This is a genomic window from Sodalis sp. RH22, from assembly GCF_047324165.1.
Taxonomy (GTDB): Bacteria; Pseudomonadota; Gammaproteobacteria; order Enterobacterales; family Enterobacteriaceae; genus Acerihabitans.
On sequence record NZ_CP178731.1, the window covers coordinates 4,305,140 to 4,324,128 of the forward strand.

An 18,989-nucleotide genomic window follows, 5' to 3' on the forward strand; every position below is an offset into this window, starting at 1 on the left:
CCGGGGGCAGCCTTCCGGCCGCCATACGCCGCCCCGCACAAGGGCCGGTGGGCAAGGCGCTGATGATGGTGTTGGGCGTGGCCTTGTCGCTAGCCGTTATGCCGCCCGTACGCGCCGGGCAGCCGCCGGCCATAGCGCCGGAGCAGTGGCTGCTGGCGCAGGTCAGACTGGGCGAGGCTAATCATCAGGATCAACTGGTGCGCCAGTCACTGGACCGTTTAGCGTTAATCGCGCCCGATAGTCCGCAAGTGCTGGCGGCCCAGCTGCGTCTGGATCTGCGTGAAGGCAACCAGGACCAGGCGCGGGAGCGGCTGGAAAAAATCCAGCGGCTGGCGCCGGATTCAACGGAATTTCGCCAGGCGCGGCTCAGCCTGGAGCTGGCGCGGCCGGAAACACAGCAGCGGCTGCAGCAGGCGCGCCTGCTGGCCACGGCGGGCCGGCTGGCGGAGGCCCGGGCGTTGTACGACCAGGTGTTCGGCGGCCAGCCGCCGCCGGTGGAGCTGGCGCTGGAATATTGGCAACTGGTGGCCCGCGTACCCGGCCACCAAGACGAGGCCGAACGTCAATTGGCCGACCTTGACCGGCAGTATCCGGGCAATGTCGCCCTGCGCCTGCAACTGGCCCAATACGCCTTTGCCGCCGGCCGGAACGAACAGGCTATCGACTGGCTGCGGCAGGTGGCGAATACCCCGGCGGGCCGGCAGCCCGCCGCCGAAATGTGGCTGGCGCGGATAAAGGCAACGCCGGTGGACGCGCAAAGCGTGTCGGCCCTGCAATTTTACCTTAGGGTATTCAACGACGGCGCGTCTGCCGACGCCGCGCAGCAGGAACTGCGGCGGCGGCAGGCGCTGCTGGCCGACCCGCGCTATCAGGCCAGGATGGTGGGTTTGGCAAAAATTGAACAGGGCGCCTCCTCCGGCGCCATTGCGCCGTTAACCGAGGCTTTGGCCGCCACGCCGGACGATGCCCAAGTGCTGGGCGCCATGGGGCTGGCCTATGCGCGCTCCGGCCAACGCCTGCGGGCGCTGGACTATTTTACGCGGGCGCAGCGGGCTGAACAAAATGGCTTTAATGGCGCAAAATGGCGGGGCCTGATTCAAACCAACCGTTACTGGTGGGCGTTGGAGCAGGGCGATCGCGCGCTTAAGTCCGGGCATCTCGCCGAGGCGGATGGCTATTACCGGCAGGCGCGCGGTATTGACGATCGGGACGCCTGGGCTTGGGTCGGCCTGGGCGATGTGGCGGTGGCGCGCGATAATGACTCGGCGGCCGAATATGCTTATCGCCGCGCGCTGGCCCTTGAGCACGACAACGGCAGCGCCCAGCGCGGGCTGGTCAATCTTTACCAGCGCCGCTCGCCGCAGCTGGCGCTGGATTATCTCGGGCAGCTTCCCCCGGGCCAGCGGCAAGAGCTGCGGGATAAGCAGCTCGCTATCCAATTGACATTACTCACGGACCAGGGCGGGCGCGACGCCGGCGCGGGACACTGGGCGCAGGCGGCGCAGCGTTACCGGCAGGCGCTGGACCTGGAGCCGGGCGCTATCTGGACCGCGTATCATTATGCCCAGGCGCTGCGCCATACGGCCCGGGTGTCAGAGGCTGATACCCTGATGGCCGCGCTGGCGCGGCGCTATCCCGGCGATCCCGCACAGGTGTACGCTTATGCGCTGTATCTGGCGGGCAGCGGGCGGGACGATGCGGCGCTGACCCATCTGCGCGGGCTGCCGTCCGGTCAGTGGAGCGAAGGGATGCGCCAGCTGGCGCAGCGGCTGGAGCGGGAGAAACGCGCGGAAGACATAGACCGCCGGCTTGACGTCATCGAGCGGAGGCTTGCCGACGGCGACCCGGCAGGAGCGCGCGGGGCGTTGCAATACCTGCGATCGACGACCGATGGACTGAGCCTGTATCAGCAGCGGCGCATCGCCATGGCCTGGCTGGACGCCGGCGATGCGGCGCAGGCGGCGGCCGGGCTGCGGCAACTGAAAAAACGGGTACAAACAGCGCCGAACGGGCAGGATAAAACGCTGATTTACCGTGATTTAGCGCGCGTCGAGCAACGGGGCGGCCAGCCGGAAGCAGCGCGCGCGGACTATCAATCCGCCATGCAGGCCGCGGGCCTCAGTGCCGGCGTCCCCGCGAATAACGATGAGTATACCCGCCTGACGCGTCATAACCCCGGCGACGACTGGCTGCGCCGCGGTATCCGCGCCGACGCCGGCGGGCTGTATCGTCAACAGGACGTTAACTTTACCCTGGACCATGATTTCTGGAGCGATGGCGGAACCCCCGGCAAATCGGATCTGAGCGCTAATACCACCATGCTGCAGGCGGATATGCCCTGGGATCAGGGGCGGGCTTTTGGCCGCGCCGATATTGTGCGTATGGACGCGGGAACGTTGGCCAACGATTACGGCGGCACCTTCGGCACGTGCGCCGATTTGCCCTGTCACGGGAATCGCCGCCAAACGGCGACCGGCGTTAGCCTGGGCGCCGGCTGGGAAAATGACCAATGGAAAACCGATATCGGCACCACGCCGCTGGGTTTTCCGGTGGTCGACTGGGTGGGCGGTGTCGCTTATCGCGGCGATTGGCGCAGTCTCGGCTGGACCGCCACCGCCTCGCGCCGGCCGGTTTCCAGCTCGCTGCTGTCCTTTGCCGGCGCTCGCGATCCCGGCACCGGCATGACCTGGGGCGGCGTGCGCGCCACCGGCGGCGGCCTGGGCCTGAGTTATGATCAGGGTAATGCCAACGGCCTGTGGGGCGATCTGAGCGCGCATCAGCTGACCGGTAAAAATGTCGCCGACAATAGCCGCGAACGGCTGATGGGCGGGTATTATTATAAGGTGATTAACGAAGAGGACCGGCGGGCCACCGTGGGGCTGAATTCGATGCTGTGGCATTATCGCCGGGATTTGAGCGGCTATACGCTGGGGCAGGGCGGGTATTATAGCCCGCAGCGCTATTTTTCACTGGCCGTGCCGGTAAATTATCGCGCGCGCGCGGAAAATGTCTCCTGGCAGCTCGGCGCCTCGTTATCCTGGTCGCATGCCTCGACGGGAGAGCGGCGGCGTTATCCCCTGGCGGGGGTGGGCGCCGCCGACATCCTATCGTCGGGCGGCGACAGTTCCGGGTTTGGCTATACCGTCCAGGCGTTAATCGAACGGCGCCTGTCGTCGCACTGGACCCTTGGCGCCGGTATCGATATCCAGCAGGCCAAGGACTACACGCCCAGCCATATCCTTGCTTACCTGCGCTATTCGATGGCGGGCTGGCAGGGCGACCTCGCAATGCCGCCGCAGCCGCTGAACCCCTATGCGGATTTTAAATAACCCGGCCGGAAAATTCCCCCCGGTGTCGTCATCCCCGGCGCGCCAGGTTGAAAGGTTTAAAAGAATCAGCGCGCCGGCCAATGCCATATTGGCCCGTCGTCGTCCACCACCAGCGTTTCCCCCAGCCGTTTTTGCAGCACAATGGGCGTGATTGACGATGCCGCGCAGCGCGTTCATCGCGTATCCGCTCGGCGGGCCCATGGCGATCCGCACGCGTCGCGCTTTTGCTGTACAGCGGACCATGCCAGACCACGTCTGTTTTAATGTGGGGCTCGTGGTTCCGGTAATATTAGCGGGTTGCAGACCACGCCGGCAACGCAATGGTTGAGCATAAAATCAGGTAAACGCCGTAGCGGTTTTTTCCCGTTGTTTGATAGCGTGGTCGCCACTGTTTTTGGCCTGGCGCCGCTGGCGAAAAGGGAATTAGGGGTATGTTTGCGAATTGTCAATTATTCGGCATGGATTTGGCGTTTCCCGACGTCTGCCTGACGCCGGCGCCGGTGCCCGTACCGGTGCCTTACCCCAATATGGCGCTGGGCTGCACGGCGACGCCGCATACCTATACCATCCTGTTCGGCGGACTGCCCGCGCATAATATGGCCACCCTGACCTATGCCAGCTTCGGCGACAATGCCGGCATTAACCTGGGGGTGATGTCGGGTACGGTAATGGGGACCTCGCGCCATTTAACCGGCGCGTTCACCACCCTGATCAAAGGTTCTCCCGCCACCCGCATGACCAGCCTGAGCCTGCAGAACGGTACCAATATGGTGGGCATGCGGCTGCTTCCCAGCCAGCTGAAAATCATGATGCTTGGAATGTAACCCCCGCCGGTAACAGGATTCTTTATATGTCTTCACTGTTTTTTCGGCTTCGTTTTCCCGGCCTCCTGGCGCTGACGGCGTTTATCAGCGCCTGCGCGCCGGCGGAAATAACCCCGCAAGACAGTGGCGGCGGCGATCGCCTGGCGTTGAACGCCCGCGGCCGGCTGAATAACGGATCACCGCTAAAAATAACCGTATTGCAGCTTACCGATCCCTCCCGCTTTTTGTCGGCCGGCTATGAGGACCTGCAACGTGACGCGCATAAGACGCTGCGCGGGCAGGTGCGCGCCGGAGAAGAAATTTTCCTGCTGCCCGACGATAAGTGCCGGGTCCTGCCGCTGCCAACGGCGGACGATGTTCATTACCTGGGCATCTTTGCCGAGTACCAGGATCTCGCCCATAAACGCTGGCGGCTGCTATTGCCTCTGCCGCCGCGGCCTGCGGCCTCGGTATGGACGATGCTCCGGCCGCCTCCGCCCGTTTTGCGCCGGGTTACCGTGACCCCGGACGGTTTGCAGGGAAATGATAATGAAAAATAACCATAAAGTGCTGTGGGTGGAGGGGATGTTCCTGCGTCCCCATCATTTCCAGCAGGCCGAGGAGTATCTGGAGCAGCGCCAATGGCACCTGCGGGATGGCCGCTATCCCTGGGGATTTTCCATCCTGCGGGTGGATGAAAGCCTGCTGGCGCTGGGCAAGGTGGCGCTGGCCGCCGGCGCCGGCATCCTGCCGGACGGTACGCTGTTCGATTTCACCGATCCCTGCGATGCGCCGGCGGCGCTGGATATCCGCGCCGGCTGCGGCGGAGTGACCATCGTTCTGGCATTGCCGGTCCGGCGCGCGGGACGGGAAACGGTCATTTTTACCGAAGCGGCGGATTCGCTGGCCCGTCACCTGGCGTTTGAAAAAGAGGTTGCCGACACCAACGCGTTGTCCTCGGGCGGCGCGAAGATCCAGTGCGGCAGGCTGCGTCTGCGGCTGCTGCCGGAACATGAACTTAACGGCGAATGGATAGCCATGGGCGCGGTACGGGTGCTGGCGAAGGATCGGGACGGCGGCGTGTTGCTGGATCCCGGTTATCTTCCTCCCCTGCTGGACAGCCGCGCCAGCCCGGCGCTGCAGGAATATGTCCGGGAGCTGGCGGGTTTGCTGCAACAGCGACGCCAGCGGCTGGGCCGCCAGCTGCAACAGCGGGACGAAGGGCACAATAGGGCGGCGGACCTGATGCTGCAGGCGCTTATCCACCGGTTCAGCGCCAGGGTAGATCATCTGCTGCACGCCCCGAGGGTACATCCGGAGCGCCTGTTCTCCGCATGGCTGCCGTTTGCGCTGGAGCTGGCGGTGTACCGGGCGCCGCATGTCTTTGCCGGCGATATCCCGGTGTATGACCATGCGGATATCGGCGGCTGCTTTGGCCTCTTGATGTCGCTGCTGCGCCAGGGATTGTTTATCGCGCTTGAAGACAGCGCCATCCCCCTGCCGCTGACCGAGAAGATGCCGGGCTTGAGCGTGGCCACATTGCCGGATAAAGAGATGCCGGACCGGTTTGACTTTGTCTTAAGGGTGGCGGAACTCGAGGGCGGGGCGCAAACGAGCGCGTTTCTGGCGCAAATCAAGATTGCGCCGGCGTGCTGCATCCGCGACGTGGTGCAACTGCAATTGCCGGGTATCCCCTTGCGGCCCCTGGCGCAGGCGCCGCGCCAGCTGCCTTCCCGAACGGGCGCCAGCTGCTTTGCCCTGGAAAATAGCGGCGCATTATGGTCGCAGTTGGCCAAAACCGGGGCCTTCGCCCTGTACCTTACCGACGAATTCGCCCGGCTGGACATTCAATTATGGGCCATAAGGCGTCAATCCCCGCCGGGTGGACCACCGCCATGACAGACCACGCTCGCATGCAGCACGCGCAGCCCAACCGGCTGCTGGCGGCGGCCGGTCCGCTGCTGAACGCCGTGGCGCATTTACGTTACGCGCAGCCGCCCGAGGATGCCGGGGCGCTGCGCCTGCGGATGATCGATGAAATGCGCCGTTTCGAGCAGGTTTGCCAGGAAGCGGCGCTGGGCTATAACGTGATTATCGGCGCGCGCTATTGCCTGTGTACCGCCCTGGACGAGGCGGTGGCGCTGACCTCCTGGGGGCAAAGCAGCATTTGGGCGGGCAACGGCCTGCTGGTGGCTTTTCATAATGAAACCAACGGCGGCGAGAAATTTTTCCAACTGATGGCGACATTGTTGCAACAGCCCGAGCAGCATATCGATCTGCTGGAGCTGCTCTATTTTTGTTTGTTATTGGGTTTCGGCGGCCGCTACCGGGTCATGGAAAACGGCATTTACCGGCTGGAAATCCTGACCCAGCGGCTGGCGCGGCAGATTCGCAGCATCAGGGGTGAATACGCCCGTCCCCTGGGTGAACCGCGCGCGCTACACCCCGCCCCCCGGCGGACCTCCAGGGCGCGGCTGGCGCCGCCGCTATGCGTCTTGTTGGGCGGGATGCTGCTTGGCTTGCTGTATATCGTCCTTAATAACCGGCTGGACGTCGCTGCCACCGGGGTGCAAAACAGGCTGTTCAGCCTGCAACTGCCCAAGGCGCCCCCGCCGGTGGCCGGGATGTCGCTGCCGGAGCTGATGCAGGCCCTGGCGGCGGAAATTGCCGCTAACCGCGTGGCGGTGTCCCTGCGGGATGAGCAGGGGGTTATCACGCTGCGCGGCGGCGACGTATTCGCGTCGGCCTCCGCGACGCTCAACCCATCGTATCAAGACGTTATCTTCCTGATTGCCCGGCATCTGGCGCAGACCACCGGCGTGGTAACGGTGCGCGGGCATAGCGATAACCAGCCGATCCATGGCGCCGCTTTTACTTCTAATGACGCGCTGGCGCTGGCGCGCGCCGAAACCGTCGCCCTGATGCTGCGCCAGGCGCTGGATCAGCCGGGACGGGTGGTGGCGCAAAGCGCCGCCGGCAAGACGCCGCTGGTGCCGAATACCACGGCGGAAAATCGCGCCCTTAACCGACGCATCGATATTGCCTTTAACCTGGCCGGCGGCGACACAGAATGAGGCGGGGAGCACGAACATGTTAAAAATGATGGGGGCGCTGTACGGCGGCGGAATCTGGCGTGGCGTTTGCGCGGCGGCGGGAGTTGGCCTGGCCGTCTGGTTTGTGGGCCCCCGGCTTGACGTCGGCGGGGTGCATCCCCTGGCGTCTGACGCTGTCCGTTATCAGGTTATCGGCGCGGTGACGGCGTTTTGGCTGCTGTCGCGATCCCTCTCCTCAATGCGTCAGGCCCGTTTCCGGCGTAGTGTGCGACGGCAACTGCTGACGGCGGAGCGGACGCCGTCAGCGAGGGAGGAAACCCCGCTTGCCGCAGGGTTTAAACTGGCGGCCAGGATCCTCAAGCGGCATCATGGTTATGGCGCCGGGCTGAAAAAGGAGGGACTGCCGGTCTTCGGGCGCGCGTATTTGTATCGGCTGCCGTGGTACCTGATGCTGGGCGCCGGCGGCAGCGGCAAGTCCAGGGCCCTGCAAAACGCTGAGCTCGATTTTCTCGAACCCCAGGCCCCGGACGCCGGCGCGGCGGACGGGCCGGGCCGTTGCGACTGGTATTTTACCTCCCTGGGCGTGGTGATCAGTCCCTGCGGCAGCTTTCTGGCCGACGGCGACAGCCGTTGGCAACAGATGCTGGCATTGCTCAAGCGCCATCGCGCCCGCCGGCCGCTTAACGGGGTGGTGCTGACAATAAGCGCGCAGGATCTGCTGCAGCCCTCGCGGGAAGAGCACTGCCGGCAGGCCGGATTGTTGCGCCGACGCCTGCTGGAGCTGGGGCGGCAGCTTAAAATTGTCCTGCCGGTGTATATCATGATCACCAAGGCCGATTGCCTGGCGGGGTTTAGCCAGTATTTCAGCCGCTTCGACGGTCCTGAATTGGCGCAGCCCTGGGGCATGGATTTTCCTTGGCGGGGCGGGTCCGAAGATGGGTTCTCGCTGCCAGAAGCCTTTGCGCAGGCCTTCGACCGGTTGCAGCGGCGGTTAGATGACGCCTTGGCGGATACGCTGCTGGCGGAGCCCGATGCCAGGCAGCGCGGCAAATGCCTGGCCCTGCCCCAGGCCTTTGCCGCGCTGCGCCAGCCGCTGCTGCGTTACCTGGAGATTATCTTTGCCTCCTTTCCCGAGGGGGCCGCGCCCGCGCCACGGGGCGTCTGGTTTACCAGCGCCAACCAGAAAACCGGACCGGCCGCCGGCGCGTTAACGGCCCGCCAGGACGATTTGTTCGATTACCGCTTCACGCCGGCGGATATGGCCACGGCCAATGTGGCCGCGCCGACGCCGCAAAGCTATTTCCTCAAGACGCTGTTTCGGGACATTATCCTGGCCGAAGGCGACCTGGCGGGCACCCGCCGCTGGGCCATATGCCGTCGCCGGTTGGGTTACCTCGCGGGCTACGGCCTGTTATCGGCGCTGCTGCTGGCGGCGGGGAGCCTGGGTATCGCCAGCTACCATAATAACCATCAGTACCTGGCACGGGTACAGGCGCGCACCCAGGCGCTGGAACAGCTTAGCGCCGCTATCTTGCGTGCGCCCGACCCCGGGCTGGCCCAGATAATGCCCTTCTTTAACGGACTGGGCGTCTGGGCCGAAACCGGGGTCTTTGATTATCGCCGCCCCCCGCTGGACCATCGTATGGGCCTGTACCGGGGCCGGATGCTGCACGGCGCCGGCGAACTGGTCTACCGGCACGCCCTGAAGCGCGTGCTGCTGCCGCTGGTGACGCAGCAGCTTGCCGCGGTGCTGGCCCGGGCGCATGGCGGCGAGACGGATTTCACTTATCAGGCGCTGAAAGCCTATCAAATGCTGTATGAGCCGCAGCATTACGACGGCGGGTTTTTACGCTCCTGGGTGCTGATGACCCTGCCGGCGATGCCGGGCGCGGCGCAGCTCGACAGCGCCGGGAATGAACAATTGCGCCGGCATCTCGCGCAACTGATAACCGACGCGCCGCTGCTGTCGCCCAACGACAAAGACCAGCGTCTGATCGAGACGGCTCAGTCTGCCATCCGTCAGCACCCGCTTGCCCAGCGCGTCTACCAGCGGCTGAAACCATTGCTTATTAACGACAGCCGGTTCAAGGCCATCAGCCTTATCGATCTGGCGGGCGCCGAGGCGGAGCAGGTACTGATACGCAACAGCGGCCTTCCGGCCACGGATACGCTCCCCGGTCTGTTTACCCCCGCAGGGTATTGGCTGGGCTTTCATCCCCGGGTCGCCGTCGCCCTGCGCCGGCTACAGGAGGAGGACCGCTGGGTGCTGAACCAGACCCTGGCGGCGGATGAGGACGAACTGGCCGCCAACGTACGGCATTGTTATATGAACGAATTTATTACCCGCTGGGATAACTTTCTCGGCGATATCGGCCTGATGCCCGCGCCGGACCTGAACCGGCGCATCGACAGCGCGCGTATCCTGTCCGGCGAACATTCGCCGCTGCGTTGCCTGGTGACGCGTATCGGCGACATCCTCGCCTTGTCGCCGCCGGGCGATGCGCAGGCGTCATCGCCGGACCTCGGGCGGCAGCTCGGCGCCGGCACCCGCGGGTTGCTGAACACACTGTTTCCCCAGCGGGGGAACCGGGAAGGTCAGGAAGGGCCCGAGCTGAAGGTAAGGCACCACTACCGGGATCTTATCGCGCTGTCCCGCCCGGGCGATGAAAACGGCGCCGCCATCGCCTTTGACGCTATTCTCACACAGCTGGGCTGCGTATACCGCTATCTGGTCGCGCTGCACAACAGCGGCGATACGGCGCCTGCGCCAGGAGAGACCCTCTCCCGGCTGCGGGCGGATGCCTTGCGCTTGCCGCAGCCGATGCGCCGCCTGATCCTTGAGCTTGCCGAGGGCGCCGGCCATGATACCCGGCGCCAAACGCAGCGGCGGCTGCGGCGGCTGTTCGATACCCAGATCGGCGCGTATTGCCGGCAGGTCGCCGATGGCCGTTATCCTTTATCGCCGCAGGGCGCGATCGATCTCAGTCCGGACGATATGGCGCGTCTGTTTGCGCCGGAAACGGGGCTGGCCGATCGTTTTTGGCGACAGCACCTGGCGGACAGCGTGGAAGCCTGCGCCAATCGCTGGCATTTTTTCCCCGGGATCAACGCCGGCGACGAGGCGGCCGGGGAGGCATTGCTGCACTTTTTCCGCGCCGCACGTGCTATCGGCGATGCGTTCTTCCCGCCGGGCGCGACCCGCCCCGTCTTTTCCTTTACCCTGCGCCCCGTAAAGATGGACAACGGCATTCTCAGCCTGTCGCTTGATATCGACGGGCAGATGCTCAGCTATAACCACGGCCCGTCGATTGCCTATCACCTGAACTGGCCGGGCGCGCGGGGTACGGGCAAAGCGCGGCTGAGCGCCGGCCTGGCCGACGGCACCATCGCCACCCTGGAACGGGAGGGGCCGTGGGCGCTGAACCGGCTGCTCGACGGCGGCCAAAGCCGGCGGACGGGCAACGACGGCGCGCAGCATATCACCTTCACCCTGGCTGGCCGCAACGTGACGCTGGAAATTATCCCGGACAACGTGCGCAACCCCTTTACCCTGCCGCACTTCAGCTGTGCCGCGCAACCGGAACCGTTATGAACATCGACGCCCTGCTTACGCCGGTAAGCACCGACGCGCCCTGCGGCGAAAACCTGGAATACGATCTGGCCTTTATTCAACTGCACCAGCTGGCGCGCGGTAAAGCGGAACAACAGTTCGGCGATATGCTGATCCCGGCGCTGGAACCGGACTGGCGCCGGGTGGAGCAACAAGCCCTCGGACTGCTGGCGCGCAGCAAGGATCTGCGCGTGATGCTGTTGCTGGCGCAATCCTGGACCGCCCTGCGCGGCGTGCCCGGTTACGCCGACGGCATTATGCTGATGGGCGAAGCGCTCGAGCGGTATTGGCCGACACTGTTGCCGCCGCTGGCGCTGGAGGGCGAGTCCGATCCCCTGATGCGCATTAACGTGCTGCGCGAGCTGGGCGATGGCTTTGAGCTGGCGAAATTGCTGCGCCATAGCCTGTTTGTACGCGAAGCGGGCCACAGCCTGTCGTTTGCCGATGCCGCGGCCGCCCTCGACGGTATAAGGGCCGCGGAGCCCCCCGGCGAATCGGCGCGGCTGTCCGTCCTCCTGCGGCGGGGGCTGGAGACGCACGCGCGCTATCTGCCGTTGATCTGTTCCGCCCTGGAGCGGCTTTTCAACCTGCTGCGCACGCATTTGGGCGAAACGGCGATCCCGGACATGCCCGGCGTGCTGGCTTCCCTGCGCGCCCTGTCCCAGCCGCTGATGGTCCACGATACCGCGCCGCCGCCTCCCGCGCCGGCGGAAGGTTCCTTATTTCCCCGCCGCACCCCGCCCGATAACGGCGCGGCGGCCACACCGTCGTCCCGGCGCGAGGGCGATATCCTCACCCGCGACGACGCCTACCAGGCGCTGGAACAGGTAAAGATCTATTTCCGGCGCTACGAGTCCAGCCATCCGGCGCCGTTGATGATTGCGCGTATCCAGCGGTTAATGAGCCAGGACTTTCTGGCGATAGTGCGCAACCTGGCGCCGGAGGCGGCAAGCCAGTTAGAGCATTTTTTCGGCTGCGAGAGCCTTAAGGAGTAAGAGAGATGAAAGAAGCACACAGCGGACAAAAATTGATCGCCCGCCATCGCGCGCCGCGCGTGCAAATCGAGTATGAGGTGGAATTATACGGCGCCGAACGCACGGTTCAACTGCCGTTTGTCATGGGCGTCATGGCGGATTTGAGCGGCGGGGCGCACGAACCGCCGGTACGGATCGATGACCGGAAATTCCTCGATATCGATAGTGATAATTTTAATGAACGGATGAAATCGTTCCAGCCGGGTATCGCCATCCGGGTGGAAAATACCCTGACCGGCGTCGACGACCTGCCGGTGTCGCTCGTCTTTAACGAGATGGACGACTTTTTGCCGGAGGCGATAGCGCACCAGGTCGAACCGCTGAACGCGCTGCTGGAGGCGCACATCCAGCTCTCCAACCTGCTTTCCTATATGGATGGCAAACATGGCGCCGAGGAACTGATGGCCTCGGTGCTGAATGATGACCAGCTGCTGCGGGGCCTGGCCGGCGCGTCGGCCGATACCGGCGGGCAGGATCTATTACCCTACTCGCCGATGTACGCCGCCGGGGGCGGCGGACGCATTTTGCCGCCGGCCATCGGCGCGGTGATCGAAGAGCAGTTCCGTACCAAGACCGACGAAGCGCGCGCCGCGCTGGAGTTGGCGGTCAGGGCCATGGCGCAGCAGGCGCTGGCCTACCGGGTGACATTATCCCGGGATGCCTTCAGCACCATTCAGGGCCTGATTGCGCTTATCGATCAAACCCTGTCGCGGCAAATCAACATCATCCTCCATCATCCCGAATTCCAGCGGCTGGAAGGGGCCTGGCGCGGGCTGCATTATCTGGTCGCCAATACCGCCAGCAGCGATATGCTGAAAATCCGCGTGATGAACCTGAGCAAAAAAGAACTGGGGCTCACGCTTAAACGCTATAAAGGCGCCAGCTGGGATCAAAGCCCGATCTTTAAACGCGTTTATGAAGAGGAGTACGGCCAGTTTGGCGGCGAGCCGCTGGGCTGTCTCGTCGGCGATTATTATTTTGATCACAGTCCGCAGGATGTGGAACTGTTACGCGAGCTGTCGCTTATCGCCTCCGCCGCCCATTGCCCTTTTATCAGCGGCGCATCGCCCGGGGTGATGCAGATGGAGTCGTGGCAGGAGCTGTCCAATCCCCGCGACTTGGGCAAGATCGTGCAGAATACCGAATACGCCGCCTGGCGCATGCTGCGGGAATCGGAAGACTCCCGCTATCTCGGGCTGGTATTGCCGCGCCTGCTGGCGCGTTTGCCTTATGGCCTGGCCGGCAATCCCGTCCACGCCTTTTTGTTTGAAGAGCAGACCGACGGCGCCACCCATGCCAATTTCACCTGGATGAACGCCGCGTACGCCATGGCGGTGAATATCAACCGTTCGTTCCAGGAATACGGCTGGTGTACTTCCATTCGCGGCGTGGAGTCGGGCGGCGCGGTGGATAATCTCTTATGCCATATGTTCCCCACCGACGACGGCGGCGTGGATCTAAAATGCCCGACCGAAATCGCCATCAGTGACAGGCGCGAGGCGGAGCTGGCCAAAAACGGTTTTATGCCGCTGGTGTACCGTAAAAACTCCGATTTCGCGGCGTTTATCGGCGCCCAGTCGCTGCAAAAACCCGCGGAATACAGCGATCCCGACGCCAGCGCCAACGCCAATCTGGCCGCGCGCCTGCCTTATCTTTTCGCCTGCTGCCGTTTCGCCCATTACCTGAAGTGCATCGTGCGCGACAAGGTGGGAACCTTCCAAACCCGCAGTGAAATGGAGCTATGGCTAAATAATTGGATAATAAATTATGTTGATGGAGATCCGGTTAACTCATCGCAGCAAACCAAAGCGCGCCGCCCGCTGGCGGCGGCCGAGGTGCAGGTGAGCGAGCTGGCGGACAATCCGGGTTATTACCAGGCGAAATTTTTCCTGCGCCCGCATTACCAACTGGAGGGCCTGACGGTGTCGCTACGCCTGGTGTCCAAGCTGCCGTCGCTGAAAGGTGGCAATTAACATCCCTTTTCCCGCGGTAAGAAAGGATTCCTGAGTATGAATAACAGTATTTATTTGCAGGTGGACAGCGTTAAAGGCGAAGCCAAGGACGAGGAACATAAGGACTGGATCGACGTGCAGCATTTCCGCTGGCAGATAGTCCAGCCCTCGGAGAACAGCGTGGGCGGCGGCGGCGGTATCGGCAAGGCGGTAGTGCGCGAGTTGGAGGTGCTGGCGCGGATTGATAAGGCCCTGCCCACCATGATGAAAAAATGCGTCGAGGGCACGCATCTGCCCGCGGTAACCCTGGGGCTGAGAAAGGCGGCCGAGTCCAGCGAGGATTACCTGCTGATTAAACTGCAGGAGGTGATGCTGAGCGCGGTGGAAATCGTGCCCCATACCGGCACCGGCGCGGGGGAAGGACACGCGGTGGCGCCCGGCGCCATGGCGGTGCTGTATCGCTTTTCACCCGCCGTGATGGGCGTGACCTGCGGAGAACAGTTAAGCACCGGCGCCCTGAGCGCGAAGGTTGAATTTGGTTGGGATGTGAAAAAAAATGCCGCTGCCCAAGTCAAGTTTAAATAATGACCCATTGATAGACGACCGCCGCCCGCAAGAGACCTGGGAAAACTTTCTCAATGAATTTCCGGGCGCGACGGTACGGGAAAATGATATCGATCGGGTATTGGGGGCGCTTTTCGACGCGCCCCCCGCGTCCGGCCGGATCGCGGCGGCGGAGGCGCCCGGCGGATCGCGGCTTTACGGCGCTGGGGAAACCGATCCGTTGCGGTTGTTCACGGCACGGGCGGATGATGCGTCCGTGGCGGAACATGGCCCGGGCGCGCTGCCGCCGGCGGATATCGCCACGGGCGGGGTGACTCCGGCGCAGCGGCGGGCGATGCTGGCGGCGCTGGGCGCCTGTCTCGGCACGCTGTCGCAAAACGATGCCGACGCCTTGTTTACCCAGACTTTTTTACCGGTCTATCAGCGGGAAATGACCCATAACGCCTGCTGAGTTTACCAACCCATCGGCTCATCGGGACGATAAACAAAATCGTCGCGGTGGGCCGACGGCAGGTTATATCCCAGCCAACTGCCTTGTCCCAGCGGCTGGCCGCCTCCCAGCGTACAGCCGCGATATTCCTCCCGCGCCAGGACCACTCTTAGCTCCCAGGAAAATTCCACCCCGGCGTAATGGCTCACCCACTTGCGCAACCGGTCAAGCGTGCCGGAATGCCCGGCGGGTAAAAAACGACGGTATTGCCGCCACGGCAGCGGACCGATATCGACGGCGAACCGGGACTGCCTGTCCGGAACGGCAAGGCCCAGGCAATGTGTGCCCCCCAGGCGGGCGCGGTGTTGACCGGCGTGCAGCCGTAGCCGGGCGCCGGCTGGCAGCGGCAGCCAATGGAACAGGTTTTCCCGCAGCCTGGCCGGCACGGCAAAAAAGTGACGTATCAGCGAGCGTAGCCCCTCGGCGCTGCGCGGGCCGCGGGTTAAATGCCCCGACATATAATAACGCGCCTGCGCGTCCGGCGCGCCAACGCGCGCGGCGGGCTGGCCTGTTCCCAACAGGCAGGCGGCATACCCATCGAAGCGCCGGCTGTCCGGCCGATCGAACGAGACGCAGTGCTGGGCGTCGGCCCAGGCGCGATAAAACAGCGTAATCAACCGGTGGTGAAACAGGTTGGCGAAGGCCGTCAGCGCCGGTTCCTGGCCGGGGCGCCGGCGTTGGTAAACCTCTTCGGTCAGATGCAGCGGCAGGGGACCGTTGGGGCCGAACAGCCCGAAGCCGTTAATATCCACCCGCCGCAACCGCGCGTCTGTCCCCGGCGCGATGGCGGCGATATTGGCGGCGGCGAAACCCAGCGCCGGCCGCTGGCCCAGGCGCAGCGGTTCGTCGCGCGGCAGCGGCGCGCGTCCCAGCGCGTAGCGCAGCCCGCCCTGCGCATCAACGCGGCGCAGCAGTTGAAACAAATCATACTCCCAGGGATGGCGCTCGCGCAGGGCCCAGCTATTGGTATCGCCATCAGCGGCTGGAGCGGATGGCGCAGTGACGCGGCGGCGTGAAACCGGAGATAAGCGGCGTTGGGCGGGGCAGGGACGGACGCGGTGAATTTTCATAAAGGTGTCGCCGCCCCGGGACGCGGCGGCCAATAGCCGATGGCGCCCCGCTGTATCGAGCTGAGCGTGGTTTCGGTAAAGCTGTTAATGGTGGCCAGACGCGTAAACAGCCGCGCCAGCACGCTGCCCAGCAGCCACGGGCTCAGGCCGGAAAATGCCTGTTCATCGACGCTTAGCCGCACGCTGATGCCGCGTACGGCAAGGGCCGGGGACGCCATGACGCGATGGCAGGGAAGGAGCTGGCACTGACGAATGCCGGCAATTTGCTGCCTGACGGTCATCTCGGCCCTGCGGGCGTGGAAGTCTACTAGCTGGCGCAGGGCCGCGCCGCCGTCGTGGTTATCCATCAGGCTGAAGTAATTGAGGCGCAACTGGTTAATCAGCGGCCAGCAGGACGCGCTTTCCGCCAGCGCCGGGCGGGGCTGGCTGGGTCCGTTGCGTAACACCACCCGTTGCACCGGCAGAGAGTCGCGCATCACGAATTGCCTATCTTGCTGCAACAACGTGAGCGGCAGGTCGCGATTGCAGCACAGCACCTCGGGGCTGAGATAGGCCAGTTCTCCATGCCAGGGCGGATGCCGTTCGTCTGCCAGGGAGACATAGGCCAGCGAACCGCTGTAGCCGGTATACGCCATCGACGGATCGGCGGCCGATGGCCAGTGGCGCTGCTCCCGGCGCAGGGAAAACCAGCCCGGGCCCTCAGGCCCCTCTTCATCGTGGCGATCGTAAACCGGCCTGAATAGCCGCCGGTAGCCGTTTTCGCCTTTGCTGCCGAAGCCGTGCAGCTGTATGACGGAGTGGACTTCATAATCCAGCGGATGCAGCGTATCCACGATAACCGGGTATTCAGTTTGGCGTTCATTGAGAACAATGCGTTCAGCGGTGCGGGGGAACAGATTGATGACCGGCGTGCAGTGCAGCGCCAGATGCTGCCGATCTACCTGGCGCTCCAGTTCGGGCGCGGCCTGATCCAGCAGCAGGATAATCTCCAGCTGTTGCTGTTTGCCGCCGCGGTCGAACAAGGGCTGCAATCCCTCCAGGCTGAAAAACTGTAGCCGGGCGGGAAAACAAAAATATTCCTGCAACAGGCGAAATGCGTCCAGGTTGCGCAGGTCCGGCGGCAGCATGGCCTGATCGGCGTCAAGTCCTTCATGGCGCAGCGCCTCCCGGCCCAGGTTCAGGCGCACGGACGCGCCGCCGCCGGTCTGCGCCAGCACCGTTTGCGTATGCTGCATGATCAGCTCCAGCAGTTGCCGGGCCGGGATATCGCCGCCGCTGAGATAAAACATCAGCCGATCGCAACGCATTTCACCAAGCGTAACCGGGCCGATACAGGAAAGCCTGATGCGCAGCGCGCAGGCGCAGCCCTCCAGACCCAGCGCGCCGGGCCGGATCTCCGCCGGAATCCCGCCCAACGCCACCTGCTCGATGCGTAACGGCTGGAGGTCGACGTCATGGGCGGTGCGAAAGCGGCAGGTGACGCCGCGGGACTTACGTTCCAGGCTGTCCATCACCGTGCCGCGCGGCACCCGGTAACCCTGGCTGATATCTCCCTTGGCGACATCCGGCCGCAGCTCCACGATGGCCATCGACGGCGTGGCGGCCAGATAATTAGGGTGCAGCATCTCCAGCAGTTGCCGGGAGAACTGCGGAAATTCCGCGTCCATTTTCAACTGGACGCGCGCGGTCAGGAAAGCAACGCCTTCCAGCAGCCGCTCGACATACGGATCGGCCGGTTCGGCGCTGTGTAAGCCCAGGCGCCCGGCGACCTTGGGATACTGTTCGGCGAACTCCGTGCCCATTTCCCGCAGCCAGGCCAATTCCCGGTTGTAGTAGTCCAATAGCCGGCTATCCATCAGTTATCCCTTATCACTCAGTTCAAAATGGCCGTTTTCCAGATCCACGCGGCTGGTAAACCTGAACTCCACCGGCGCCGGCGACCACCACAGGCGCCCCTGGATAATAAACGACAGCAGGTTATGCGACGCCAGCCCGGCATCGTCATCAATGCAATCAATACACAGCTCCGGGACGATGATGCGCGGCTCGAAGCAAGCGATCGCCCTGGCGATGGCGACTTCGATATCCTGCCAGGCGATCTCGGTGCGCACCTTGCCGGCCAGCGGCGGCAAGCCGAAGTTCAGCGTACTGGCGTAAATATGGGGCCAGCGCGCCAGCTCGCCGCGGGAGGCGAAACGCGTGCAGTTGAACAGCGCCTGCAGGTTGGTTAACACCGACTGTTTCAGCCTGTCGCGCAGGCACGCCATGTCCGGCGGCGAGTCGTCCGGATTTTCCGGATCGTCGTCCAGCAGCCGCTCCCATAACAAGGGCGCGGCGCGTTGCCGGCCGCCGGCCGAGCTAGTCTGTCCGGCGGCGCGTTGCGCCGGGGGGTGGCTTATTTTTTTCGCCATTTCCGCTCCGTTTTTACGGCAAATCCGGCGGCTGCCGCATCAGCCCATATGAATGTGTTCAGCATCGATCTTGGTGACGGCGTCGGCGGTGATCATGAGGTTCCGGCCGTGGAGGCGGGCATAATCGGCGGCCTGGTAATCCAGCTGGCCGACCCTGGCGTGCTCCGTTTGCGTCACTTTGCGCAGCCACCGGTGGCTGATATGCACCAGGGTGCGCCATACCGATTCCAGCCGCTTGCCGACGATACAGCCGACATCCACCCGGGCCGACAACGACTTGCCCTGGTAGCGCATCCGCCCGATACGGCATTCCCCGCGATCGGCGCCGATATCCAGCGCCGGGGCGCGCAACGCCAGCCGTTCGGCGCCATGCAGGCTTAACTCGCCCCGGGCGGCGATATGCAGGTCGCCGGCAACCGTCAGGGACCAGGGCGACAGCGTGTCCGCGCGATCCAGCACCGCCAGCAGCCACAGCTGCGCCCGGTTGCCGGCAACCAGCACAGTATCGCCCGGCTGCGGCGCCAGCAGGCAGCTGGCGGCCCGGCGGCACTGCCAGCCGCGCTGTTCATGGCGCACGATATAGCAGCCGTCCGGCAGCAGGTTGACCACCCGGCCTACGGCCTGGCCGGGCGGCGATGCAATCTGGTCGCGCAATGCCTGTTGGTTCATCATA

Annotated in this window: 14 protein-coding genes and 1 pseudogene; 11 read left to right on the plus strand and 4 right to left on the minus strand. The window is 64.1% G+C overall.

Going from position 1 to position 18,989, the window contains the following annotated elements; genetic code table 11:
• Positions 1 to 62 precede the first annotated feature (62 nt).
• From ACL2XN_RS19465 to ACL2XN_RS19515, 11 genes and pseudogenes are all read left to right on the plus strand, one after another.
• Positions 63 to 3,329, plus strand: a complete 3,267-nt coding sequence (locus tag ACL2XN_RS19465; RefSeq protein WP_413731001.1) for a cellulose synthase subunit BcsC-related outer membrane protein — start codon at positions 63 to 65, stop codon at positions 3,327 to 3,329.
• Between the two features lie 431 nt (positions 3,330 to 3,760).
• A complete protein-coding gene (locus tag ACL2XN_RS19470; protein WP_413729296.1) occupies positions 3,761 to 4,153 on the plus strand; it encodes a DUF4150 domain-containing protein in 393 nt (130 codons plus the stop codon).
• Positions 4,154 to 4,179: 26 nt separating this feature from the next.
• Positions 4,180 to 4,692: a type VI secretion system lipoprotein TssJ gene (gene tssJ / locus ACL2XN_RS19475; RefSeq protein ID WP_413721609.1), complete on the plus strand. Its 513-nt coding sequence runs from the start codon at positions 4,180 to 4,182 to the stop codon at positions 4,690 to 4,692.
• Positions 4,682 to 6,031 (plus strand): type VI secretion system baseplate subunit TssK, encoded by a 1,350-nt coding sequence (gene tssK, locus ACL2XN_RS19480; RefSeq protein WP_413729297.1) that lies wholly within the window; start codon positions 4,682 to 4,684, stop codon positions 6,029 to 6,031. The genes tssJ and tssK overlap by 11 nt, the downstream gene beginning before the upstream one ends.
• Complete coding sequence (gene icmH / locus ACL2XN_RS19485; protein WP_413729298.1) at positions 6,028 to 7,206, plus strand: type IVB secretion system protein IcmH/DotU; 1,179 nt, start codon at positions 6,028 to 6,030, stop codon at positions 7,204 to 7,206. The genes tssK and icmH overlap by 4 nt, the downstream gene beginning before the upstream one ends.
• Positions 7,207 to 7,222: 16 nt before the next feature.
• Positions 7,223 to 10,777: a type VI secretion system membrane subunit TssM gene (gene tssM, locus ACL2XN_RS19490; protein WP_413729299.1), complete on the plus strand. Its 3,555-nt coding sequence runs from the start codon at positions 7,223 to 7,225 to the stop codon at positions 10,775 to 10,777.
• On the plus strand, positions 10,774 to 11,790 hold the full coding sequence (gene tssA / locus ACL2XN_RS19495) for a type VI secretion system protein TssA (protein WP_413729300.1): 1,017 nt from the start codon (positions 10,774 to 10,776) through the stop codon (positions 11,788 to 11,790). The genes tssM and tssA overlap by 4 nt, the downstream gene beginning before the upstream one ends.
• A gap of 5 nt (positions 11,791 to 11,795) precedes the next feature.
• Positions 11,796 to 12,215, plus strand: a pseudogene (tssB, locus tag ACL2XN_RS19500) (type VI secretion system contractile sheath small subunit); the annotation flags it as partial.
• 135 nt (positions 12,216 to 12,350) lie between these two features.
• Positions 12,351 to 13,802 carry a type VI secretion system contractile sheath large subunit gene (gene tssC / locus ACL2XN_RS19505; protein ID WP_413731002.1) on the plus strand — a complete coding sequence of 484 codons (1,452 nt, stop codon included), beginning with the start codon at positions 12,351 to 12,353 and terminating at the stop codon, positions 13,800 to 13,802.
• A 36-nt stretch (positions 13,803 to 13,838) separates the two neighbouring features.
• Positions 13,839 to 14,366 (plus strand): Hcp family type VI secretion system effector, encoded by a 528-nt coding sequence (locus ACL2XN_RS19510; protein ID WP_410013162.1) that lies wholly within the window; start codon positions 13,839 to 13,841, stop codon positions 14,364 to 14,366.
• A 7-nt stretch (positions 14,367 to 14,373) separates the two neighbouring features.
• Complete coding sequence (locus ACL2XN_RS19515) at positions 14,374 to 14,796, plus strand: hypothetical protein (RefSeq protein WP_410013163.1); 423 nt, start codon at positions 14,374 to 14,376, stop codon at positions 14,794 to 14,796.
• A 2-nt stretch (positions 14,797 to 14,798) separates the two neighbouring features.
• Here ACL2XN_RS19515 and tssG read toward each other — a convergent pair whose 3' ends face one another.
• Genes tssG through ACL2XN_RS19535 form a run of 4 tightly spaced genes read right to left on the minus strand, consistent with a single transcriptional unit; the run spans position 14,799 to position 18,988 of the window.
• A complete protein-coding gene (tssG, locus tag ACL2XN_RS19520; RefSeq protein ID WP_410013164.1) occupies positions 14,799 to 15,905 on the minus strand; it encodes a type VI secretion system baseplate subunit TssG in 1,107 nt (368 codons plus the stop codon).
• Positions 15,902 to 17,761 carry a type VI secretion system baseplate subunit TssF gene (gene tssF, locus ACL2XN_RS19525; protein WP_413727571.1) on the minus strand — a complete coding sequence of 620 codons (1,860 nt, stop codon included), beginning with the start codon at positions 17,759 to 17,761 and terminating at the stop codon, positions 15,902 to 15,904. The genes tssG and tssF overlap by 4 nt, the downstream gene beginning before the upstream one ends.
• A 3-nt stretch (positions 17,762 to 17,764) precedes the next feature.
• On the minus strand, positions 17,765 to 18,316 hold the full coding sequence (gene tssE / locus ACL2XN_RS19530; RefSeq protein WP_413729302.1) for a type VI secretion system baseplate subunit TssE: 552 nt from the start codon (positions 18,314 to 18,316) through the stop codon (positions 17,765 to 17,767).
• 39 nt (positions 18,317 to 18,355) lie between these two features.
• The gene (locus ACL2XN_RS19535; protein ID WP_413721601.1) at positions 18,356 to 18,988 is read right to left on the minus strand and encodes a DUF3540 domain-containing protein; all 633 of its coding nucleotides are present in this window, start codon (positions 18,986 to 18,988) and stop codon (positions 18,356 to 18,358) included.
• Between the last annotated feature and the right edge of the window lies 1 nt (position 18,989).